The sequence below is a fragment of the Streptomyces otsuchiensis genome (assembly GCF_004305975.1).
Classification (GTDB): Bacteria; Actinomycetota; Actinomycetes; order Streptomycetales; family Streptomycetaceae; genus Streptomyces; species Streptomyces otsuchiensis.
Window position 1 is genome coordinate 25,374 of sequence record NZ_BHZI01000003.1, and the last position, 24,295, is coordinate 49,668.

The following is a 24,295-nucleotide window of genomic DNA, read 5'->3' on the forward strand; positions in this document are numbered from 1 at the left end:
ACCAGGTGACTAGGGGGCGGCTCGGCGGTCCGGCTCGGGGGTGCGCGAGGCGGCTGGTGTGTTCCTGACGGTCTCCCTCTGGGGCCGGTGATGTTCGGCGGTCAGCCGAGGATGCCGCGCTGGTAGGCGACCGCCACGGCGGCGGCGCGGTCCCGCACGTCCAATTTGCCGTAGATGTGGGTCAGGTGCGTCTTGACCGTCGCCTCGCTGATGAACAGCCCGCGAGCGATCTCCCGGTTGGACTCGCCGCGTGCCACCTGCTCCAGCACCTGTACCTCACGTGCGGAGAGCGTGGCGTCGGCCGGTGGCGCGGCGGGGACGCGCACCGCCGTGACCAGGCGTGAGGCGACCGCCGGGGACAGCACCGTGCGGCCTGCCGCCGCCGCCCGGATAGCCGCGAACAGCTCGTCCCGCAGCGCGTCCTTCAGCAGGTATCCGGTGGCCCCGGCCTCGATCGCGGGAAGGGTGTCGGAGTCGGTGTCGAAGGTGGTGAGCACCAGCACGCGGGCCCGTGCGCCGCGCCGGGTCAGCTCGGCGATGGCCTCCACGCCGCTGCCCTCCGGCATGCGCAGGTCCATCAGGACGACGTCCGGGTCCACACGCAGCGTCATCTCCACCGCCTCGGTGCCGCCGGACGCCTCTCCGAGCACGGTGAAGCCGTCCGCGGGCTCCAGGATGCCGCGCAGGCCGTCGCGCACCACCGGGTGGTCGTCGACGATCAGCAGGGTGATCGCCTTGTCGTTCTCAGCGTTCATAGGGCACCGACGGTACGCGTGCGGACACGGCGGTGCCCAGGCCGGGCTCGGACTCCACGGTCAGCTCCCCCGTCAGCCGTTCCGCACGGGCACGCATGCCCTGCAGGCCGAATCCGGAGGCGGTGTCGCGCTCGGGCAGGGCGGACGGGTCGAATCCCTCGCCGTCGTCGCGTACGTCGAGCACGACGTCCTCTCCCATGTAGGACAGGGTCACGCCGACCCGGGTCGCCTTCGCGTGGCGTGCCGTGTTGGACAGTGCCTCCGCCGCGATGCGCAGCAGCGTCGCCTCCACCTCGTCGTGCAGCGGCTCGTCAGAGCCGGTGAGGGTGAACTCGGCGTTCACGCCGGTGCGTTCGGACCAGCGGACGACGGTCTTCTTCAACGCCTCGGGCAGGTCGTCCTCGGCCAGCGCGACGGGCGCGAGGTTGGCGACGGCCCGGCGTGCCTCACCGAGGCTGTGGCGGGCCAGTTGCAGGGCCCGTTCGGCGTGGACGCGGGCCGGGCCCGGCTCCTGGGTGTCGGTGACGACCTGGAGCTGGGCGATCACGCCGGTCAGGTCCTGGGCGACGGTGTCGTGGATCTCCGCCGCCAGCCGGCGGCGCTCGTCGGCGATCCCGGCCTCCCTCGCCTGGAGCAGGAGTTGCTGGTGCAGGGCGGCGTTCTCCACCAGGGCCCGCTCCAGCGCGAGGTTGGCGTGCTCCAGCTCGCGGATGGTCGCCACGCGTTTCCGGGCGCGGTCCTCCTCCTTCCCCGCGTCCTGCTGGACGGTCAGGAAGATGCCCATGTTGGCGGCGACCAGCATGCAGTAGAACACCCAGCTCGCCGTGTCGTCGGGCGGCAGCCCTCCGATCTGCGCGCCGGCGATGGTCGCGGCGGTGGCCAGCAGGCCGAGGGGGATCCATCGGCGGGGCAGCAGCCGCTCGATGTCGAAGCATCCGACCGCGGCGTAGAAGGCACAGAACGGGTTGGTCCAGGCGAGGCCGAACCCCAGGGCGGAGCGCAGCGCGTAGTACGTGGCGCCGACCGCACCGGGGCCGTGCCGACCGCGTGCCACCCGGCCCCACCACAGCTCCAGGACGAGAGCCGCGACGGCGAACACCCCCGCCGCCGCCCAGTCCGCGCCGCCCATGCCGACCAGGGAGGAGGTCGCCGCGGCGAGCACCAGGCTGAGGACGAGGAGGACGGGAGGGCTGAAGCGAAGGAGCAACCGCGGCCGCGCGTGGTGCGCGGCCTGCGGCTCGGCGACCGGGAGGGATGCGTCGGGTGCCACGCCCTCAGTATCGGCCATGGCACCCGGCGCGCGGGACACGTGCCTCACTCCCAGCGGAACCAGCGGGCGGCGGCGCCGGAGAGCACCAGGGTCCACAGCGCCAGCACACCGAGGTGGATCCAGTCGGGCCAGTCGCCGGCGGTGGCCTGGTTCAGGGCCTGGGCGGCGGCACCGAAGGGCAGCGTCTCCACGATGCTGGCCATCAGGTCGGGCATCTGCTGGATGGGCATGTAGACACCGGCCGCGAGCATCGCGGGGAAGAACACCGAGATGCTGACCGCCTGGGCGATCTTCGTGTTGGGGGACAGCGCGGAGATCAGCGAGCCGAGCGCCATCACGCAGACGACCGACAGCAGCAGGGTCAGCAGGTAGCCGAAGATCTGGCTCGGCAGGGCGACGCCGGAGAAGATCCGCCCCACCGCGAGGGTGAGCACGGCGGAGATCAGCGAGGCTGCGGCGTGCAGGCCCACCTGGGCACCGAGAACGGAGCTGGGGCGCAGCGGGGTGGTGGACATCCGGCGCAGGATGCCGCGCTCGCGGTAGCCGGTGATGACCGGGGGCATGGCCATCAGGCCGGCCATGATCATCGAGAGCAGCACGGCGACGGGCACGTAGGCCTCGACCGTGGAGAGACCGCCGATCTCCTCCTTGGGCTCCGTCATGGCCGGGATGAAGCCGAGGATCAGCAGCAGCAGCGTGGGGAAGGCCATGACCCAGAACACGGAGCCGGGCTCACGGAAGAAGAGGATCAGCTCGGCACGCAGCACGGCCCGCCCAGGACGGGGCGTGACGTCGGTGGAGGGCACCGGGGGTGTGGAGGTGGCGCTCATGCGTCGGCTCCCGTCAGGTCGAGGTAGGCGTCATCGAGGGTGGAGTCGGTGACACGCAGCTGGTGGGCGCTCACGCCGTTGCGGGCGAGCAGGCTGATCACGGCGTTGACGGTCTCGTCGGTGCCGCCGAGGGTGATCCGTCCCTCGTGCTGCGTGACGGAGGCGAGGCCCGGCAGGGCGGCCAGCTCGTCCTCCTCCAGCGGGCGGGAGGGGGTGAAGGAGATGACCGTGCCGCTCGCGGACTGCGCGACCAGACCGGAGGGGGTGTCGAGTGCGACGACCCGCCCGCGGTCGAAGATCGCGAGCCGGTCGCAGAGCCGCTGTGCCTCCTCCATGAAGTGCGTGACGAGGAGGATGGTGACACCGCTCGCGCGGACGTCCTCGATCAGCGACCACACCTCGCGCCGCGCCGCCGGGTCGAGGCCGGTCGTCAGCTCGTCCAGGATGACGACCCGGGGGTTGCCGACCAGGGCGAGCGCGATGGCCAGCCGCTGCTTCTGGCCGCCGGAGAGCTGCGCGAAGCGGGTGTTGAGCTTCTCCTTCAGGCCGAGACGCTCGGCCAGGACGCGCCAGTCGGCGGCGCGCGGGTAGCAGGCGGCGAACAGCTCAAGCGACTCGGCAACGGTGAGCTTGCCCTGCATCTCGCTTTCCTGCAGCTGCGCGCCCATGATGAGCGTGGTCTTCGCGCGGTCCACGTGCGGGTCCAGCCCACACACGCGAACCGTGCCGCTGTCCGGGACGCGCAGTCCGAGGATGTGCTCGACGGTGGTGGTCTTGCCGGCGCCGTTGGAGCCGAGGACGCCGAAGATCTCACCCTCCTCCACCGCGAGGGAGATGCCGTCCACGACGGGGCGTCCGCCGTAGCTCTTCCGCAGGTCGGTCACTTCAATGAGGCTCATGACCTCACAGTGCCAGCCGGCGCCGGGTCGGCACATCACCTATCCCGCTGGCAGGGGGATCAACCGATCGGTTGATCCCCCTTACACCCCCTAGCGGAAGACCCCTACGACCCTGACATCGCACCGGGTCCTCGGGTGCGGGCCACCTCGGCCTCTGACCTGCGACCGGCCGCGGGTCAGGCCGTCGGTCAGGCCGCGGGTCAGGCCGTCGGCGTGGCGGTTCCGACGAAAAGGCCACGCGGTGCGAGGGGGTCCTTCACGTACTCGACCTCGCACCCCGCCCGGGCGAAGGCGGTCTCGTACTCGTCGCGGGTGAACAGCGTGGTGCGGTGCACGTCGTGGAAGTGCGTGATACCGCTCTCCGCAGAGGCGACCAGGAAGTGCACCTCCATGTGACTGACCCCGCCGTCCCGGACGGTGTGGGAGACGCGGACGTAGGTACGCCCGCCCGACTCGACCGTGTCGGTACCCACATAGCCCTCCAGGAAGTCCTCGGGAAGCCAGAAGGGCTCGATGACGATGACACCGCCCGGCGAGAGGTGACGGGCGAAACTACGGAGCGTCGCGGTGAGTTCGTCGAGGTCGGCGCAGTACGCCACTCCGCTGAACAGGCTCACCACCGCGCCGAAGGTGCGGTCGAGGGCGAAGTCGCGCATGTCGCCCCGGTGGATGGGGACCCCGGTGTTCTTCCGGGCCAGCTGCACCATGTCCTCGGACAGGTCGAGGCCCTCGACGTGCCCGAACGACTCGGCGAAGCGCGTGAGATGGTCACCGGAACCGCAGGCGACGTCCAGCAGCGAGTCGGCGCCAGCCAGCCGGTCCCGTACCAGGGACGTCACCAGGGCGGCCTCGCCCGTGTAGTCCTTGCCCCGGCCCCGGTAGAAGGCCTCGTACATCTCGCCGCGGTCGTAGATGCTCTCGTGCCGGTCAGTGGTCACGCGTCTGCTCCTTGTGGTCGTTCGGTCGTCTGGGTGTCCACGCGCCTGTCGCCTCGCCTGTCCGTCCCCGCGCGGCCGTCATCGGCCCGGGCGCCGGGAAGGCGTGCGGTACGCACGAACTCGCCGTAGTCGTAGAGGTAGTCGTCCAGTTCGTACGGAGCCGAGCAGAGCACCAGGCAGATCGCGTCGGGCGAGAAGTCGGCGAACTCGGTCCATACGCCGGGCTCGACGTGGAGCGCCTGGTCCGGTCGGTCCAGGCGCACCCGGGCACGTGAGAAGCCGTCGTCCACGACCACCTCGAAGGACCCGCTGGCGGCCAGGATGAACTCGTGCAGTTCCCGGTGCATGTGCAGCCCCCTGACCGCCTGCCGGGGCACTCCGTGCACGAAGAAGACCCGCTCGATCGGGAAGTCGACCTGCTGCCCCCGCTCGATCACGGTGAGCGAGCCTCGCGGGTCGGTGTTGTCCGGGAGCGTGACGAGACGGCAGCCGCGTACCGCCGCGAGGGGCGCCTCGGGAGTCTGGTCAGGGGCCATGGGGGCCTTTCTCAGGTGTGGGGTGTGATCGGTGCGGGCACTCCGGGCGGGTGGGCTTCGCCGGGGTCATCGGGGCAGCTCCTCGATCCACCGGTGGACCGCGCGGGCCGTGGTCCCGGCGTGCTCGGCCATCATGGTGAAGTGGTTGCCCGGGACGTCGACGACGTCGCGGGCCGCCTTCCACGAGCTGCGCCAGTCGCGGCCGCCGGCGGGCTCGCGCAGCGGCTCCGAGGCGCGCAGCAGGAGGGTGGGAATGCGGCTGTCGGGCCGCGGGCTCTCCCAGAACAGGCCGCCGTACCAGGTCATCGCGGTGAGACGGCTGTCGTCCATGGGCACGAACTGCTCCGCCCGGTCGAAGATCCCTTCGGAGAGCTCGGCGCTCCACTCGGCCATCTGCGGGTCGTCCAGCGGGTAGACGTCCGCCAGCACCAACCCGGCCGGTGGCGCGCCAAGTTCGATCATCCGCACCGCCAGCCGGTGGGCGAGGATCGCGCCGCCGGAGTGCCCGAAGAGGACGACCGGCGTGTCCTTCGCGTGGGCGATGATGCCCTGGGCCTGCCAGTCCAGGGCGACTTCGGGTGTCGCGGGCAGCAGCTCGCCACGGCCGTAGCCGAGGACGGGCACCGCGGCCACGGGCCGCGCGCCGCGCAGGGGCGCGGCCAGCCGGACGAACTCCTGCGGACCGCCGCCGGCCGTCAGTCCGCTGACGCCGATCAGCAGTTCGGTCGCCGGGCCGTCGGCCAGCGTGGTGAGCGCCGCCGGTCCGCCCGCCTGGGCCACGTCGTCGGCCATCGGCCGGAACTTCGCGGTTTCGCCGACCAGTTCCAGGAACTCCTTGATCCGCCCGGTGCCCATGGCCTCCCGGTAGAGGGAGTCCAGCAGGCCGACCGGGTTCCGGTCGGTGGGCGAGATGCCGAGCGCGACGGCCGGTACCGCGCCGTCCGGGGTCCCGCCGTCGGCGGCCGTGGCGGCGAGGTGGCGGGCGAGGGCGGCGGGCGTGGGGTGGTCGAAGACGACGGTGCCCGGCAGTGACAGGCCCGTCGCCCGCTCCAACGCGCCGCGGATCTCCAGCGCGGCGAGCGAGTCGACGCCCAGTTCCAGGAACTGCCGGTCGGGGGCGACGGACGCGGCGTCGGTGTGCCCGAGCACCGTGGCGGCGGTCCCGCGGACGAGGTCGAGCGCCGCCTGGTGCCGGTCGGGACCGGCGAGGCCGAGGACCGCGCGCGGTCCCGGTGCCGGGTCGCGCACAGCGGCGGACAGGGCCCGGACCTGCGGGAGTTCGTCGAAGAGCGGGCGGTGCCGGGCGAGGGTGTAGGCGGGGTGGAAGCGTTCCCAGTCCACATCGGCGACGACGGCGCAGGGCGCCGCACCGGCCACGGCCTCGCGCAGGGCGGACCAGACCGTCTCGGGCTCCACGGGGCGCAGACCGTGCCGCCGCGCGGCCGGGTTCTCCTCTTCCGTCGCCCACGGCCCCCAGGAGATCGAGGTCGCCGGCAGGCCGAGGGAGTGCCGGTGTCCGGCGAGGGCGTCCATCCGGGCGCACGCGGCGGCCCGTACGGCTGCTCCGGTACCGCCCCAGACGCCGGTCACCGAGGAGATCAGGACGAACGCCCTGAGGCCGGTGGCCAGTTCGCGGGTCACCTCGTGGAGCACCCGGGCGCCGTCGGCGGCGGCCCCCGCGCGCAGCTCGCCGGGGCTCAGCTCCGTCCAGGGGGCGTCCTCGCCCGCGCCGACCGCGTGGAACACGGCGGTGAGGGGGCGGTCGGCGGGGATCGCCGCCAGCACCTCGGTGACAGCGGCCCGGTCGGTGACGTCCGCGGCGGCGAAGGTGACGCCGACGGGCAGGCTCTCGGCGAACTCACGGGCACCGGGCGCTTCGGCGCCCCGGCGGCCGAGCAGCACCAGGTGCCCGGCTCCGTCGGAGGCGAGCGCCGTGGCGAGCGCGGTGGCGAGCGCCCGGCCCCGGCGGCCGGTTCCGCCGGTGACCAGCACGGTGCCCGAGGGCTGCCAGGGTGCGGCGCCGACCGGCGGGGCGGTGACGATCCTGCGGGCCATGGGAGTGCCACGCAGGGCGATCTGGTCCTCGCCCGCGCCCCCGGCGGCGAGCAGCGCGGCCAGCCGCGCCGCCGTCCTCGGGTCGGGGCGGGCGGGCAGATCCACCAGACCGCCCCAGCGGTCCGGGGCCTCCAGCCCCAGGGTGCGGCCCAATCCCCAGACGGCGGCGCCGGCGGGGTCGGCGGGCGGGTCGGCCGGTCCGGTGGCGACCGCGCCCGTGGTCACACACCACAGGGGCGCGTCGGCGGCGAGGTCGCCCAGTGCCTGGGCGAGGGCGAGGACGTCACCGGGCTCCGCCGCCAGGCAGAGCACTCCGGTGGCCGTCGGCACGTCGGCCGACGCGCGCCGCAGCGCCTCGGCGCGGGACTCCCTGCTGCCACCGGCGTCGGTGACTTCGGTCAGGCGCATGCCCTGTTCGCGCAGCAGCGTGAGCAGGCCGGCGGTGTCCCCGTCCCCGGGGGTCACCGCGAGCCAGGTGCCGTGCGGCACCGCCTGCTCCGGTTCGGGCAGAGCCCGCCAGGTCACCTCGTATCGGCCCGCGGGCGCGCTGTCCGGTGCCGCGGTGGGGTGCGGCTCGGGCCAGTAGCGGCGCCGCTGGAAGGCGTACGTCGGGAGGTCCGGGCGGGGCCCGGTGACGGGTCCGAGGAGCGCGTCCCAGCCGATCGGGACTCCGGCCGTGTGCAGCCGGGCGACGGCGGTGAGCAACGCGGCGGGCTCCTCCCTGCCCGAGCGCTGGAGCGCCACGCAGAGGGTGCCGGTGGTGGTGTCGAGGGAGCGGGCGCGTTCCAGGTTCCGCTCCAGCGGGACGGTGAGCGCGGCGCCGGGTCCGATCTCGGCGAAGCGGGTCACCCCCTGGTCGAGCAGGGCGCCGACGGCGTCGGCGAAGCGAACGGTGGCGCGTATCTGGCGGACCCAGTACTCCGGGGTGGACATCGCCCCGTCGTCGGGGAGCCCGGTCACCGTGGACACCAGCGGGATGCGGGCGGGGTGGTACTCCAGGGACGCGGCCACGGCGGCGAAGTCGTCCAGCACGGGGTCCATGCGCGGGGAGTGGAACGCGTGCGAGACATCCAGGTCGCGGACCCTGCGGCCGGTCAGCCTGCCGTCCCCGGCCAGTTCCGCCAGGGCGTCGGCGTCGCCGGAGAGAACGACGTCCTCCCAGCTGTTGACGGCGGCGACCGCCACCCGGGCCCCGTGACCGCTCAGCGCGGCGTGCGCCTCGGCCTCGGTCATCCGCACGGACATCATCGCGCCGCCCTCGGGCAGCGCCCCCATGAGCCGTCCGCGGGCGGCCACCAGGGTGCAGGCGTCGGCGAGCGAGAGGACGCCGGCGACGTGGGCGGCGGCGAGTTCGCCCACGGAGTGCCCGGCCAGCCGGTCGGGGGTCACGCTCCAGGACTCCAGGAGCCGGAAGAGCGCGACCTCGAAGGCGAAGAGGCCGAGCTGCGTCCAGGCGGTGCGGCCCAGCGCGTCGGCGTCATGGAGGACGACCTCGCGCAGCGGGCGGTCGAGACTCGGGTCGAGGTGGGCGCAGACCGCGTCGAAGGCGTCGGCGAACACCGGGTAGGTCTCGTACAGTTCGCGGCCCATACCGGCGCGCTGCGCGCCCTGGCCGGAGAAGACGAAGGCGAGGTCGCCGCGTCCGGCCACGCCGGTGACGATCTCGGCTCCGGCGTCGGTTCCGGTTCCGGTCGCGGCGGTGAGCCCGCGGCGCAGCGCTTCGGCGTCGGATGCCAGTACGACGGCGCGGTGTTCCAGGGCGGCCCTGGCGGTGGCCAGTTGGCGGGCGGCGGCGCGCAGGTCGAGCGCGGCCCCGGTGCGGTCGAGGTACGAGCGGAGCCGGTCGGCCTGATCCCGCAGCGCGGCCTCGGACCGGCCGGAGACGGGCCAGAGCAGGAGCGGGGCGGCGGTGTCCGGCTCGGCGGCAGGAAGCGGCTCGGTCCCGGTCTCCCGAGGAGCCTCCTCGATGAGGACGTGGGCGTTGGTGCCGCTGATCCCGAACGAGGACACGCCCGCTCTGCGGGCACGGCCCGTCCGCGGCCAGGGCCGGTCGTCGGTGAGAAGCTCGACGGCGCCGGCCGACCAGTCGACCTCGGGGGTCGGCACGTCGACGTGCAGCGTCCTGGGCAGCACGCCCCGGCGGATCGCCTCGACGGTCTTGATGACGCCGGCGACGCCCGAAGCGGCTTGGGTGTGACCGATGTTGGACTTCACCGACCCCAGGTAGAGGGGTTCCGAGCGGTCCTTGCCGTAGGTGGCCAGCAGCGCCTGCGCCTCGATCGGGTCACCGAGCTTCGTGCCCGTGCCGTGCGCCTCCACCGCGTCCACGTCGCCGGCCTCCAGGCCGGCGGCGGCCAGCGCGGCGCGGATCACCCGCTGCTGCGCGGGGCCGTTCGGCGCGGTCAGGCCGTTGGACGCGCCGTCCTGGTTGACCGCGCTGCCCCGCAGCACCCCGAGCACCTGGTGCCCGTTGCGGCGCGCGTCGGAGAGCCGCTCCAGCAGCAACAGACCCACGCCCTCGCCCCAGCCGGTGCCGTCGGCGGAGGCGGCGAAGGAGCGGCAGCGGCCGTCGGAGGCGAGGCCGCCCTGACGGCCGAACTCGGCGAAGACGACGGGCGAGTGCATCACGGTGACGCCGCCCGCGAGCGCCATGGAGCACTCGCCGCTGCGCAGCGACTGCGCCGCCAGGTGCAGGGCCACCAGGGACGACGAGCACGCCGTGTCCACGGTGACCGCGGGCCCCTCCAGTCCGAATATGTAGGAGATGCGGCCGGACAGCACGCTGTTGGAGGAGCCGGTCATGACATGGCTCTCCGAGCCCTCCGGCAGGACGCCGGACATCGCGTAGCCCCCGGCGGAGGCGCCGACGAAGACGCCGGTGCGCGTGCCCCGTACGGCGGTCGGCGCGATCCCTCCGCGCTCCAGCAGCTCCCAGGCGCTCTCCAGCAGCAGCCGCTGGTGGGGGTCCATGGCGACCGCCTCGCGGGGCGAGATGCCGAAGAGGTCGGCGTCGAACTCCGTCGCGTCGTGCAGGAATCCGCCCTCGGCGGTGAATCCGCCCGGGTCGGGCCGGTCCCAGCCCCGGTCCACGGGGAACGGCGACATGGCGTCGGTCCCGGCCGCGACCAGCTCCCAGAGGTTCTCCGGGGAGTCGGCGCCGCCGGGGTAGCGGCAGCTCATGGAGACGATGACGACTGGGTCGTCCGCCTCGGCCCGCACCGCGGGGTGTGCCGGCCCCTCCGTGGCGGCCGGTTCCGCGACGCCGAGCAGACCGAGGAGTTCGGCGGCGGCCACACGGGCGGTGGGGTGGTCGAAGACCAGGGTGCCCGGGAGCCGGAGACCGGTGGCGCCGGCCAGGCCGTCGCGGACCCGGAGCGCGGTCAGCGAGTCGATGCCGAGCTCGGTGAAGGCGCGGTCCGGGTCGACGGCCTGGGGGCCGGTGTGCCCGAGAACGGTGGCGACCACGGTGCGCACCAGGTCGAGCAGGAGACGGTTCCGGTCGGCGGCGCCCACCGCCTTGAGCCTGGCGCGCAGCTCGTGGCCGTCGCCGTCGTCGGCCCCGGCCGTGGCCGCGGACGCGTCGGCCCGCTCGGTGGCCGTCCGCGGCAGGTCGCCCACCAGCGGGCTGGGCCGGCGGGCGGTGAACGTGGGGACGAAGCGGTCCCAGTCGACGTCGGCGAACACGCCGGTGGCGCGGCCGGAGTCGACGGCGGAGGCCAGGGCGGCCAGGCACAGTTCCGGCCGCATGGGGGCGATGCCCCGCTCGCGCAGGTAGTCACCGGCCTCCCGGTCGGCGACCATGCCGCCGCCGTCCCAGGCTCCCCAGGCCACGGCGGTGGCGACCTGACCGTGTGCCCGGCGGTGTTCGGCGAGCGCGTCGAGGTGGGCGTTGGCGGCGGCGTACGCGGCCTGCCCTCCCCCGCCCCAGACGCCGGCGACCGAGGAGAACAGCACGAAGAGGTCGGCCCGGTCGCCCAGCAGGGCGTCCAGGTGGACCGCGCCGAGCACCTTGGCGCGGGCGTCACCGGCGATCTCGGCCGGTGAGGTGACGGCCAGCGGCGCGGTGGTGGAGACGCCCGCGGTGTGGACGACTCCGGTCACCGGGTGGCGTTCCAGCAGGGCGGCGAGTGCCGCACGGTCGGTGACGTCGCAGGCCGCGACTACCGCGGTGGCTCCGGCCTCGGCCAGTTCGGCGACCAGTTCACCGGCGCCGTGGGCCTCCGGGCCCGACCGGCTGACGAGGAGCAGGTCGGTGACGCCGCGCCGGGCGAGCCAGCGGGCGACCTCGCGACCGAGCGCGCCGGTCCCGCCGGTGACCAGTACCGGGCCGCCGGGGGTCCACGGGGCCGTGGCGGGGTCCGGCGCGGCGCGCCGTACCCGGCGGGCGAACACGCCGGAGGGCCTTACGGCCAGCTGGTCCTCGTCCTCGGCGGCACCCGCCAGGAGCGCGCCGAGCCGGGCGGCGGAGCGGGTGTCCCCGGTCTCGCCCAGGTCGATCAGTCCGCCCCACCGCTCGGGGTGCTCCAGCGCGGCCACCCGGCCCAGGCCCCACAGCATGGTCCGGCCGGCGTTCACCGCCGCGTCGAAGCGGCCCACGGTGACCGCGCCGCGGCTGAGGCACCACAGGGGTGCGCCGATCCCGGCGTCGCCGAGTGCCTGCAGCAGGGTGACGGTGTCGGCGGTTCCGGCGGCGAGGACCTCGTCGCCGGGGTGCGGCAGTTCGGCGAGCGCCACCAGGGAGAGGACCCCGGTGAACTCGCCCGGATCGGTCAACTGCGCGAGGGCGGCCGTCAGTTCGTCGCGTCCGGCTCCGGCGGGAACGACGACCTCGGTCACGTCGGCGCGGCCCAGCGCGGTGCGCACGGTCTCCGCGTCCGTCTCCGCACCGGCCGGCGGGAGGGCGAGCAGCCATCGTCCCGTCGGCGCGGTGGACGGCAGGCCGACCAGGGGGCGCCAGGTCACCTCGTAGCGCCAGGAGTCCACGGTGGACTCCTGACGGCGGGCCCGACGCCAGGTGGCGAGGGCGGGCATCACCTGGTCGAGGCCCGGTGCGTCGATCCCCAGAGTCCTGGCGAGCGCGGTGGTGTCACCGCGTTCGACGTCGTCCCAGAACGCCTGCTCCGCCTGGCCGGTCCCTCCGGGGCCGCCGTCGGGTGCGGCGGGCGCGGCGGCGGGGTGCTCGACGGAGTCGGGCCAGTAGCGGTCGCGGTCGAAGGCGTAGGTGGGCAGTTCGACCGGGCGGCCCCCGAGGAGGAGGTGTTCCCAGTCGACCCCGACACCACGTACATGGGCCTCCGCGAGCGCGGTGAGCCAGCGTTCGCGGCCACCCTCGCCGCGCCGCAGGGTGCCGAGGACGGCGCCGGGGAGGTCCGCGTCCTCCAGGGTCTCCCGCAGGCCCACGGTGAGCACGGGGTGGGGGCTGACCTCGATCAGCACCCGGTGCCCGTCGTCCAGCAGGGCGCGGGTGGCGTCCTCGAAGCGGACGGTGGCCCGCAGGTTGTCGTACCAGTACGCGGCGCCCAGGGTGGAGGTGTCGATCCGCCCTCCGGTGAGGGCCGAGTAGAACGGCACGGCGGAAGGCGCCGGCTCGACGTCCGCGAGGTCGGCCAGCAGGCGTGCCCGCAGCCGCTCCACGTGCACCGAGTGCGACGCGTAGTCCACCGGCAGGCGGCGCGCCCGGATGCCGGCCGCCTCGCAATGGGCGACCAGTTCCTCCAGCCCCGCCACATTCCCCGAGACGACGGTCGAGCCGGGACCGTTGACCGCCGCGACCGAGAGTCCTTCCCAGCGGCCGGCCAGCTCGTGGGCCGCGTCGCGGGAGACGGCCAGCGACACCATTCCCCCGTGCCCGGCAAGCTCATCGGCGATGGCACGCGCCCGCAACGCCACCACCCGGGCACCGTCATCGACCGACAGCGCCCCCGCCACCACCGCGGCGGCGATCTCTCCCTGCGAATGCCCCACCACGGCGGAGGGGAGCACACCGACCGAAGCCCACAGCTCGGCCAGGGACACCATCACCGCCCACAACACCGGCTGTACGACGTCGACCCGCTCCAGCTCAGAGCCCTCGCCACACACGACCTCCAGCAGCGAGAAGTCGGTGAACGGCTCCAGCGCCCGGTGGCACTCCTCCATGCGTGCGGCGAACACCGGCTCCGCGTCGAGCAGTTCGGCGGCCATTCCCACCCACTGGGAACCCTGCCCCGGGAACACGAACACCGTGCTGCCCCGCACCACCTCGCCGCGCACCACGCCGGCTGCCTCCTCCGCGGCCACCAACGCCCGCAGCTGAGCCGCGTGGTCGGGGCCCAGCAGCACCGCACGCTGTTCCAGCACGGCGCGCCCGGTGGCCAACGACCAGGCCACATCCAGGGGATCAGCGCCGTCGACCGACAGCAGACGCTCCGCCTGCCCCCGCAGCGCGTCCCCCGTCCTGCCCGACAGCAGCCACGGCACCACGTCAGCGGCGCCCGACGGCTCCTCCGGCGTTTCCCGCGACGCGGCGCCGGCCGCGTCCCCGGCCGCGTCGACAGCCTGCGGCGCGGCCTCCAGGATCACGTGCGCGTTGGTGCCGCTCATCCCGAACGAGGACACACCCGCCCGGCGCGGCCGGTCGGTCTCCGGCCACCGCCGCACATCGGTCAGCAGTTCCACGGCCCCCGCGGACCAGTCCACCTGCGAGGACGGCTCCCGCACATGCAGGGTGGCGGGCAGTTCCCCGTGCCGCAGCGCCTCCACCATCTTGATGACGCCCGCGACACCGGCAGCCGCCTGGGTGTGCCCGATGTTCGACTTCAACGACCCCAGGTACAGGGGCTCTTCGCGGTCCTGGCCGTAGGTGGCCAGCAGCGCCTGGGCCTCGATCGGGTCGCCCAGCCGCGTGCCGGTGCCGTGCGCCTCCACGACGTCGACCTCGGCGGCGGTCAGCCGCGCGTCGGCCAGCGCCGCCCGGATCACCCGCTCCTGCGACGGGCCGTTCGGCGCGGTCAGACCGTTGGAGGCACCGTCCTGGTTGACCGCGCTGCCGCGCACCACCGCCAGCACGCGGTGCCCGTTGCGCTTCGCGTCGGAGAGCCGCTCCATCAGGAGCAGCCCGGCGCCCTCGCCCCAGCTGGTGCCGTCCGCGTCGGCGGAGAACGCCTTGCAGCGGCCGTCGGCCGCCAGCGCGCCCTGGGCGCTGAACTCGATGAACGTGCCGGGCAGCGGCATCGCGGTGACGCCGCCGGCCAGGGCCATCGAGCACTCCCCCGCGCGCAGCGACTGGGCCGCGAGGTGCAGCGCAACCAGGGACGAGGAGCAGGCGGTGTCCACGCTGAGGGCGGGTCCGCGCAGACCGAAGGTGTAGGAGACCCGGCCGGAGAGCACGCTGGCGGAGTTGCCGGTGCCCAGGTGCCCCGCTGTGGCGGCCTCCGAGCCGAGCAGCAGCGCCAGGTAGTCCTGGCCGTTGGTGCCCGCGAACACTCCGGTCTCACTGCGGTGGACCGAGGTGGGGTCGATACCCGCGCGTTCGAACGCCTCCCAGGCGGTCTCCAGCAGCATCCGCTGCTGCGGGTCCATGGCGAGCGCCTCGTTCGGGGAGATGCCGAACAGGCCCGCGTCGAAGGCCGCGAGGTCGTCGAGGAAACCGCCCGAGCCGGTGCGCGAGGGGCCGTCCTCGCCGAGCAGGGAGTCGAGATCCCAGCCCCGGTCGGCGGGGAAGTCACTCATGGCGTCGACGCCGTCCCGCACCAGGCGCCACAGCGACTCGGGCGAGTCGACTCCGCCGGGGAAGCGGCAGGACATGCCGATGATGGCGATGGGTTCGTCGTCCGCCGCCCGGCGGCCGTCTCCGGCGGAGGGGGCGTCGGCGGAGGCCGCCTCCTCGGACAGCAGGGCGAGCAGGTGTTCGGCGAGGGCGCCGGGGGTCGGGAAGTCGAAGACGAGGCCGGCGTTCAGGGTCAGCCCGGTCCGGGAGGCCAGGAGGTTGCGCAGCTCCAGGGCGGTGAGGGAGTCGAAGCCCATGTCGTGGAAGGCGCGTTCACGGTCCACGTCCGCGCGCGAGCCGTGACCGAGGACGCCCGCGACGGCCTCCAGGACGAGGTGTTCCACGTCGCGGGCCTGCTCGGCGGCGTCCACGCCCGGCCCGGTGAGCGCGACGGAACCGGCCGCCTGGGCACCGCGGACGACCGGGACGGCCTCGGGGAGTTCGGCGAACAGCCTGCTCGGCCGTACCGCGGTGAAGCCCGGCACGAAGTGTTCCCAGTCGATGTCGGCGACGACCAGCGCGCCGTCCCTCTCGGTCAGCGCGGTGGCCATGGCCTCCAGCGCCCGGCCCTCCTCCATGGCGGGCAGTCCGCCACGCGCCAGGCGGGCGGCGGCGGCCGGGTCGGCGGCCATGCCCGCGCCGGCCCAGGCACCCCAAGCGAGGGCGGTGCCGGGCAGGCCCCGGGCACGGCGGCGTTCCACCAGGGCGTCGAGGTGTGCGTTGGCGGCCGCGTAGGGGCCCTGCCCGGCGCTGCCGATGACACCGGCCACGGAGGAGAAGACGACGAAGTCGGCCAGCTCGCCGGTGAGTTCGTCCAGTACGTCGGCGGAGTGGGCCTTGGCGTCGAGCACCGCGGCCAGCCGCCCCGGTGTCAGCGCGTCGAGCACACCGTCGTCGACGATGCCCGCGGCGTGGACGACCGCGGTCACGGGGTGGCGCTCCAGCAGCTCGGCCACCGCGCCACGGTCGCTCAGGTCGCAGGAGACGACGACGGCGTCACAGCCACGCTCCGAGAGGTCCGCGACCAGCTCGGACGCACCGGGTGCGTCGGGGCCGCGCCGGCTCGCCACGACGAGGCGGGTGGCGCCGCGCTCGGCCAGCAGCCGGGCGACCTTGCCGCCCAGCGCACCGGTGCCGCCGGTGACCAGGACCGGACCGTCGACGTGCCACTCGGCGGGCTGCGTCTGGGGGGCGGCACCGGTGGGGGCGCGCCGCAGCCGGCGGGCGTGGAGGCCCGTCGGCCGGATGGCCGCCTGGTCCTCGCCCGAGTCCCCGGCCAGCAGCTGGACCAGCCGGTCGACGGCTCGCCGGTCGAGGTGGTCCGGCACATCGACCAACCCACCCCAGCGGCCGGGGTGTTCGAGGGCGGCGACCCGGCCGAGGCCCCACAGCTGCGCCGCTGCCGGGTCGCATACGTCGCCAGGTGCGACCGCGACCGCACCGGAGGTGAGGCACCACAGCGGTGCGGAGATTCCGGCGTCACCCTGGGCCTGGATCAGCCGCAGAAGTTCCGCGACGGTGTCCACGCAGGCGAGCACCCCGGCGACGGGACGGGCCCGCTCGGCGGCGGCCGAGGCCTGACCGGCCAGAGCGTCCGCGCACGCGGCGCGGTCCGCGCCGAGTTCCGTCATCTCGACGATGTCGGCGCCCGCACCACGGAGGCCGTCCACGACCCCGCCGGGCACCTCGCCACCGGCGACCAGCAGCCAGGTACCGGCCAGCCGTGCCTGCCGGGCGGTGACCGGGGTCCAGCCCACGCGGTAGCGCCAGGCGTCGGTGGTGGCCTTGTGGCGGCTGCGCTCCCGCCAGGCGGCGAGAGCGGGCAGGACGGTGCCGAGGCCGTTCCGCTGCTCGTCGTCAAGGCACAGCGCGCCGGCGACGGCATCGGCGTCGGTCGAGTCCACGGCCGCCCAGAAGTCCCGCTCGGCCGGGTTCTCCCCACCGACGGGGCGGGGAGCGGCGACCGGCGTGGGCCAGTACCGCTGACGGGCGAAGGGATACGTGGGCAGCGCGATGCGGGCGCCCTTGAAGGGGGCGAGGTAGCCGGCCCAGTCCACGGAGACGCCCTGGGTGTGCAGGCGGGCGAGGGCGCGGACAAGGGTGACGGCCTCGGGGCGGTCCGGGCGCAGCGCGGGGACGGCGGCCAGGGCGTCGTGCTGCTCCTCCACCTGGGAGCAGAGCACTCCCGCGGGGCCCAGTTCCAGCGCCGTCCTCACCCCGGTGAGCGAGGCGAGGGCGTCGGCGAAGCGGACCGGCTGCCGCACCTGTCCCACCCAGTATTCGGGGGTGGCCAGGTCGCCGGGAGCGGTGGTGAGAACGGGGATCTGCGGGGCGTGGTACGTCAATGCCTGTGCGACGGCTGCGAATTCGTCCAGCATCGGCTCCATCAGCGAGGAGTGGAACGCATGCGAGACCGCCAGCCGCTTGACCCGCACACCCTCCGCCCGAAGCCGCTTCTCCAGCGCGGCGATTGCCTCGACATCACCGGAAACCGTCACCGAGGTCGGACCGTTGACCGCCGCGAGGTCCACCCCGCCCGGCAGCGTGAGGGCATGCTCGGCCAGCTCCACCGCCAGCATCGCGCCACCGGCAGGCAGGGCATCCATCAACCGACCACGCGCCGACACCAAAGCGCACGCGTCATCCAGCGACAACACCCCAGCCACATGCGCGGCGGCCAGCTCACCGATCGAATGCCCCACCAGCACATCCGGAGTCACACCCCACGACTCCACCAACCGGAACAGCGCCACCTCCAACGCGAACAACCCCGCCTGAGCGAACACCGTCCGCTCCAACAACGCGGCGTCCTCACCGAACACCACCCCACGCAACGGCAGTTCCAACTCCACCCGCGCACACACCGCATCAAAAGCATCCGCGAAGACCGGGAACGCCCCGTACAACTCCCGGCCCATACCCAGCCGCTGCGACCCCTGACCCGAGAACAACAACGCCAGGCCGCCGTGCACGACCTTGCCGGCCACCGCGTCCTGGGTGGGCTCGCCGAAGGCGAGGGCGGTCAGTGCGGCAGCGTGGGAGTCGAAGACCACGGCACGGTGCGCCAGTTCGGCACGCGTGGTGGCCAGGGAGTGCGCCAGGTCGACGGGGTCCGCGTCCACTCCGGCGAGCAGCGCGGCTTGCCGGGCGAGTGCGTCCGGCGTGGCGCCGGACAGCAGGACGGGCAGCGGGATGTCCGGGCGCTCGCCTCGGGTGCCGACGGTTGTCTCCGTGCTTTCCGGAGCCTGTTCCAGGATGGTGTGCGCGTTGGTCCCGCTGATCCCGAAGGAGGACACCCCGGCACGGCGCGGCCGGGCCGCTCCCGGCCAGGTGCGGTTCTCCGTGAGCAGTTCGACCGACCCGGACGACCAGTCGACCTCGGGGGTCGGCTGGTCCACGTGCAGCGTGGCCGGGAGGACCCCGTGCCGCAGCGCCATGACGGCCTTGATCACGCCCACGACACCGGCGGCGGCCTGGGTGTGCCCGATGTTGGACTTCACCGACCCCAGGTAGAGGGGTTCCGAGCGGTCCCTGCCGTAGGTCGCGAGCAGCGCCTCGGCCTCGATCGGATCGCCCAGCCGCGTGCCCGTACCGTGCGCCTCGACGAGATCGACGTCGGTCGTCTCCAGTCCGGCCGAGGCGAGCGCGGCGCGGATCACCCGCTGCTGTGAGGGCCCGTTCGGTGCCGTCAGGCCGTTGGAGGCGCCGTCGGAGTTGACGGCGCTGCCGCGGACGACGGCGAGCACGTCGTGGCCGAGGCGGCGGGCGTCCGAGAGCCGTTCGACCAGCAGTACGCCGACGCCCTCGCCCCAGCCGGTGCCGTCGGCGGAGGCGGAGAACGCCTTGCAGCGGCCGTCGGCGGCCTGGCCGCGCTGTTTGCTGAACTCCGCGAAGACGGAGGGCATGGAGAGCACATTGACTCCGCCGACCAGGGCGAGGTCGCTCTCCTGGTGGCGCAGGGACTGGCAGGCGAGGTGGAGGGCGACCAGGGACGACGAGCAGGCGGTGTCCACGGTGACCGCCGGGCCCTCCAGCCCGAAGGCGTAGGCGACCCGTCCGGACAGCACACTGGGGGAACCGCCGGTGACCAGATAGCCCTCGCCGGCCTCGGGGTCACCCGCCAGCACGCCCAGGTAGTCCTGACCGCCGGTGCCGGCGTAGACCGCCGTGCGCGAACCGGCCAGCGACCGGGGGTGGATGCCCGCGCGCTCCAGCACCTCCCAGGAGGCTTCGAGGAGGAGTCGCTGCTGCGGGTCCATGCCCAGCGCCTCGCGCGGCGAGATGCCGAACAGCTCGGCGTCGAAGTCGGTCGCGTCGGGGAGGAAGCCGCCGGTCTGCGGATAGTCCCCGCCGAGCGCGTCGAGGTCCCAGCCGCGATCGGCGGGGAAGGGCCCCATGGCGTCGGTGCCGGACTCGACCAGCGTCCACAGGTCTTCCGGCGAGCGGACGCCGCCGGGGAAGCGGCAGGCCATGCCGACGATGACGATCGGGTCGTCCCCGACGGGGGCGCTGTCGCCTGCGGGCACCGCCGGGGCGGCGGCCTCAGGATCGCTGCCGGCGCCGGCGCCGGCGATCTCGGTGGCCAGGAAGCGGGAGAGGGCCAGCGGGCTGGGGTGGTCGAAGACGACGGTCGCGGAGATACGCAGACCGGTGGTGAAGGTGAGGCGGTTGCGCAGCTCGACGGCGCCCGCCGAGGTGAGGCCGAGTTCACCGAGCGCCCGGCCCGGCTCCACCTCGGAGCCCGACTCGTAGCCGAGGACCAACGCCACCTGGTCACGCACCAGTTCGAGCAGGAAGCGGTTGCGCTCCGCCTCCGAGGCTCCCGCCAGCCGCTGCGCGGGCGACTGGCTCTCCTGGTCGGCGGCGGCTTCCTGGGCGGGGCTCTGCTGTGCGGTCTCCCGGAGCTTGCGCACGTCGGGGAGTTCGTCGAGCAGTCGGCTGGGATGGGTGGCGGTGAAGAACCAGGAGAAGATCTCCCAGCGGATGTCGGCGAGGACGAGCGCGGTCTCGTCGCGCTCCAGCGCCGAACGCAGCCCCGCCAGGGCGAGTTCGGGCTCCATGCGGAAGATGCCGTGGCGTTCCAGGACGTCACCGAAGTCGCCGTCGGCCATGCCGGCGCCTGCCCACGAGCCCCAGGCCACCGAGGTCGCGACCAGGCCCTGGGAACGGCGGTACTGCGCGAAGGCGTCCAGGAAGGCGTTGCCGGGGGCGTAGTTGCCCTCCCCGGCCGAGCCGAAGACCCCGGCGAGCGAGGAGAAGAGGACGAAGGCCGACAGGTCCAGCTCCGCGGTGGCCCGGTGCAGGTTGAGGGCGGCGGCGGCCTTGGCCCGCAGCGCGGTCTCGACGCGGTCCGGCGTGAGCGAGTCCACGATGCTGGAGTCGACGACGCCGGCGGCGTGGAAGACGGCGGTCAGCGGCTGGTCGGCGGGCAGCTCCGCGAGGACGGCGGCCAGCGCGTCGTGGTCGGCCGCGTCCACCGCGGCCACGGTGACCTCGGTTCCCGACTCCCGCAGTTCGGCGGCCAGTTCGGCCGCGCCGGGGGCCTCGGGCCCGCGCCGGCTGAGCAGCAGCAGGTGTTCCGCGCCCGAGGCGGCGAGCCACCGGGCGACGTGTGCGCCGACGCCGCCGGTGCCGCCGGTGACGAGCACGGTGCCGGACGGCTGCCACACCCGCCGGGGCGGGGTCGGCTCGGCGCGGCGCAGGCGGGGCACGAAGACCCCGGTGGCGCGTACCGCCGCCTGGTCCTCGTCGCTGCCGGCGAGGACGGCGGCGAGCCGGGCCAGTGCGCGCGGTTCGGGTTCGGCGGGCAGGTCGACCAGCCCGCCCCACTGGGTGTACTCGTGGGCGGCGACCCGGCCGAGCCCCCACGTCAGAGCCTGGTCCGGGTGGGTGAGAGTGTCCCCGGGTCCGGCGGCGACGGCGCCGGAGGTGGCGCACCACAGGCGCAGCGGTTCGCCTGTGTCGTGCGCGGCGTGCAGCAGGGTGATGGCGAGGGCGAAGGCGGCCGGGGTGGCGGGGTGTTCGGGGGCGTGACCGTCGGTGAGGAAGAGCAGTGACAGCACACCGCTCGCGCCACGCAGCCGCTCGGCGAGGGCGCCGCGCTCGTCCTCGTGGGTGACGGGCAGCAGTTCGGGAGCGGCGCCGGCCTCGGCCAGGGCCGCGGTGACGGCGGTGACCAGCGGGTGTGCGTGGTGGTCCGGCGGCACGGCCACCACCCAGCGGCCGTCGAGCCACCCGGCGGGGAGTTGTGCGGGGCTCCAGGCGGTCCGGTAGTTCCAGTTCTCGATCCGGCTGCGCTCGCGGTCCCGCCGGTGCCATGAGGAGAGAGCGGTCAGCGCCTCCTCCAGCGGGGTCCGGCCGCTGACGTCCAGCATGCGCTGGAGGGCGGGCAGGTCCTCCTGCTCGACGGCCGACCAGAACCAGTCCTGCGAGCGGTCCACGGTGAAGGTGTCGGGGTCGATGGCGTCCAGCCAGTAGCGGCGGCGCTGGAAGGCGTAGGTGGGCAGCTCGACGCGTTTGCCGCCCCGGCCGGCGTAGACCGCGGCCCAGTCGACGGGGACGCCGTGTACGGCTGCCTCGGCGACGGCGGTGAGCCAGCGCCGGACCCCGCCTTCGCCGCGGCGCAGGGTGCACAGCACGGAGGCGCGCAGCCCCAGGGCCTCGACGCTCTCGCTGATCCCCAGGTTGAGGCCGGGGTGCGGGCTGACCTCCAGGAACAGGGTGCGCCCCTCGGTCAGCAGGCCGCGGGTGACCTCCTCGAAGCGGACGGTGTTGCGGAGGTTGTCGTACCAGTAGGCGGCGTCGAGTCCTGCGGTGTCCGTGCGGGTGGCGGTGACGGTCGAGTAGAACGGCACCGTTGAGGTGACCGGCGCGACCGGTGCCAGGTCCTCCAGCAGACGCTCACGGATCCGCTCCACCTGCGCGCAGTGCGAGGCGTAGTCCACCGGGACCCTACGGGCCCTGATCCCCTCCTCCTCGCAGTGCGCAAGCAACTCCTCCACCGCGCCCGCCTCACCCGAGACGACCGTCGAACCGGGCCCGTTGACCACCGCGACCGACAAACCCTCCCAGCGGCCCGCCAGCACCTCCGCTTCCTTCAGCGGCAACGCCAGCGACACCATCCCACCCAGCCCCGCCAACTCCTGAGCCACCGCACGCGCCCGCAACGCCACCACCCGCGCACCGTCCTCCAACGACAGACCGCCCGCGACCACCGCAGCCGCGATCTCCCCCTGGGAATGCCCCACCACCGCCGCCGGCACCACACCCACCGACGCCCACAGCTTCGCCAACGACACCATCACCGCCCACAGAACCGGCTGAACCACCTCCACCCGATCCAACTCGGCGCCCTCACCACGCACCACATCCACCAGCGAGAACTCCGTGAACGGCGCAAGCGCCCGCCCACACTCCGCCATCGCCCCGGCGAACACCGGCTCCCGCTCCAGCAACTCCGCAGCCATACCCACCCACTGCGAACCCTGACCGGGAAAGACGAAGACGGTCCCGCCCTGTCCCGGGTCCTGGGTGCGGGCGATCACCTCCGGGGTCTCCCGGCCCTCGGCAAGCGCGGCCAGGCCACGGCGGAACCCGGCCTGGTCCTCGGCCAGCACCACGGCGCAGTGTTCCAGCGTCGCCCGGGTGGTGGCGCAGGAGAAGCCGATATCCACGGGCGCCGGGGCGTTCTCCTCCCCTGCCTCCTGGAGGTGGCTGAGCAGCCGCCCGGCCTGTCCCCGCAGCGCCTGCTCGGTGCGCCCGGACAGGATCCAGGGCAGGACGGGGAGGGCGGGCCGCTCCGGTCCGCCCTCCGTGACAGGCGCGGGCACGGGTACGGGCGCACCGGCGGGCTCCGGCGCGCGGTACTCCTCCAGCACCACATGCGCGTTGGTACCACTCACACCGAAGGACGAGACGGCCGCACGGCGGGGCTGCTCCCCGCTGGGCCACTCCCGCGCCTCCCTCAGCAACTCGACCGCACCGGAGGACCAGTCCACATGCGGCGTCGGCTCATCCACATGCAGAGTCCGCGGCATCACCCCGTGCCGCAACGCCTGCACCATCTTGATCACACCACCGGCACCCGCCGCAGCCTGCGAATGCCCGATGTTCGACTTGATCGACCCCAACCACAACGGCCGCTCCGCCGGACGATCCTGACCATAGGCATTGAGCAACGCCTGCGCCTCGATCGGATCACCCAGCGTCGTACCCGTACCGTGCGCCTCCACCACATCGACATCCGCCGCCGTCAACCGGGCCGCGGCGAGCGCCGAACGGATGACCCGCTGCTGCGAGGGGCCGTTGGGCGCGGTCAGCCCGCTGGACGCGCCGTCCTGGTTGACCGCCGAGCCGCGCACCACCGCCAGCACCTCGTGCCCGTTACGGACCGCGTCGGAGAGCCGCTCCACCAGCAGCACACCCACACCCTCGGACCAGCCGCTGCCGTCGGCCTGCGCGGAGAAGGCCTTGCATCGGCCGTCGGAGGCGAGACCTCCGGACAGGGCGAAGTCGACGAAGGTGTACGGAGTGACCATGAGCGCCACGCCGCCGGCCAGCGCGAGAGAGCTCTCCCCGCTGCGCAGCGACCGCATGGCCAGGTGAAGTGCCACCAGCGACGAGGAGCAGGCGGTGTCCACGGTCAGGGCCGGGCCCTCCAGCCCCAGGGTGTAGGACACCCGGCCGGAGACGACGCTGCCGCTGTTGCCGGTGCCCAGGTGCCCGGCGACCTCGTCAGGGACGGACATGACGCGCGTGGCGTACTCGTTGTACATGACACCGGTGAAGACACCGGTGCGGCTTCCGCGCAGGGACAGCGGGTCGATGCCGGCGCGTTCCACTGCCTCCCAGGAGGTCTCCAGCATCAACCGCTGCTGGGGGTCCATGGCGAGGGCCTCGTGGGGCGAGATGTTGAACAGCGACGGGTCGAAGTCGGCGACGCCGTCGATGAACCCGCCCTCCCGGGAGAACTCCACCTCCGCGGCGAGACCGGTGGTGAAGGGCGTCATGTCCCAGCCGCGGTCGGTGGGGAACTCGCCCATCGCGTCGGCGCCGTCCCGCACCAGGCGCCACAGCGCCTCGGGCGAGTCGACTCCACCGGGGAAGCGGCAGGACATGCCGATGATGGCGATCGGCTCGTGCTCGGTCGACTCCGCGGCACGTAGCCGCTGACGCACCGAGGCGAGGTCCGTGGTGACCCTCTTCAGGTAGTCCCGCAGCTTGTCCTCGGTCGACACGGCACGTGCGCCGACTGTCTCGTCCGGCA

The 24,295-nt window shown here is 73.9% G+C and carries 6 protein-coding genes and 1 pseudogene; all 7 read right to left on the reverse strand.

From position 1 onward, the window contains the following. Positions 1-101 precede the first annotated feature (101 nt). On the reverse strand, positions 102-755 hold the full coding sequence (locus E0D90_RS00645; protein WP_130796219.1) for a response regulator: 654 nt from the start codon (positions 753-755) through the stop codon (positions 102-104). Next, positions 745-2,043, reverse strand: a complete 1,299-nt coding sequence (locus E0D90_RS00650) for a sensor histidine kinase (RefSeq protein ID WP_130796220.1) — start codon at positions 2,041-2,043, stop codon at positions 745-747. The genes E0D90_RS00645 and E0D90_RS00650 overlap by 11 nt, the downstream gene beginning before the upstream one ends. 26 nt (positions 2,044-2,069) lie before the next feature. Further along, positions 2,070-2,855, reverse strand: coding sequence for an ABC transporter permease (locus E0D90_RS00655; RefSeq protein ID WP_130796221.1), 786 nt, complete (start codon positions 2,853-2,855; stop codon positions 2,070-2,072). Further along, the gene (locus E0D90_RS00660; protein WP_103504255.1) at positions 2,852-3,754 is read right to left on the reverse strand and encodes an ABC transporter ATP-binding protein; all 903 of its coding nucleotides are present in this window, start codon (positions 3,752-3,754) and stop codon (positions 2,852-2,854) included. Before E0D90_RS00660 ends, E0D90_RS00655 begins: the two co-directional genes overlap by 4 nt. Positions 3,755-3,954: 200 nt before the next feature. After that, a complete protein-coding gene (locus E0D90_RS00665) occupies positions 3,955-4,692 on the reverse strand; it encodes a class I SAM-dependent methyltransferase (protein ID WP_227869886.1) in 738 nt (245 codons plus the stop codon). Next, entirely contained in the window at positions 4,689-5,228 is a 540-nt protein-coding gene (locus E0D90_RS00670) for a sugar 3,4-ketoisomerase (protein WP_130796222.1), read from the reverse strand. Before E0D90_RS00670 ends, E0D90_RS00665 begins: the two co-directional genes overlap by 4 nt. A 99-nt stretch (positions 5,229-5,327) precedes the next feature. Continuing rightward, a pseudogene (locus E0D90_RS27555) lies at positions 5,328-24,266 on the reverse strand (type I polyketide synthase); the annotation flags it as partial. Positions 24,267-24,295: the final 29 nt, after the last annotated feature.

What these genes read in the sequence shown, in the direction of transcription:
- E0D90_RS00645 (WP_130796219.1), bottom strand. Translation starts at nt 755, where the DNA reads ATGAACGCTGAGAACGACAAGGCGATCACCCTGCTGATCGTCGACGAC.
- E0D90_RS00650 (WP_130796220.1), bottom strand. Translation starts at nt 2,043, where the DNA reads ATGGCCGATACTGAGGGCGTGGCACCCGACGCATCCCTCCCGGTCGCC.
- E0D90_RS00655 (WP_130796221.1), bottom strand. Translation starts at nt 2,855, where the DNA reads ATGAGCGCCACCTCCACACCCCCGGTGCCCTCCACCGACGTCACGCCC.
- E0D90_RS00660 (WP_103504255.1), bottom strand. Translation starts at nt 3,754, where the DNA reads ATGAGCCTCATTGAAGTGACCGACCTGCGGAAGAGCTACGGCGGACGC.
- E0D90_RS00670 (WP_130796222.1), bottom strand. Translation starts at nt 5,228, where the DNA reads ATGGCCCCTGACCAGACTCCCGAGGCGCCCCTCGCGGCGGTACGCGGC.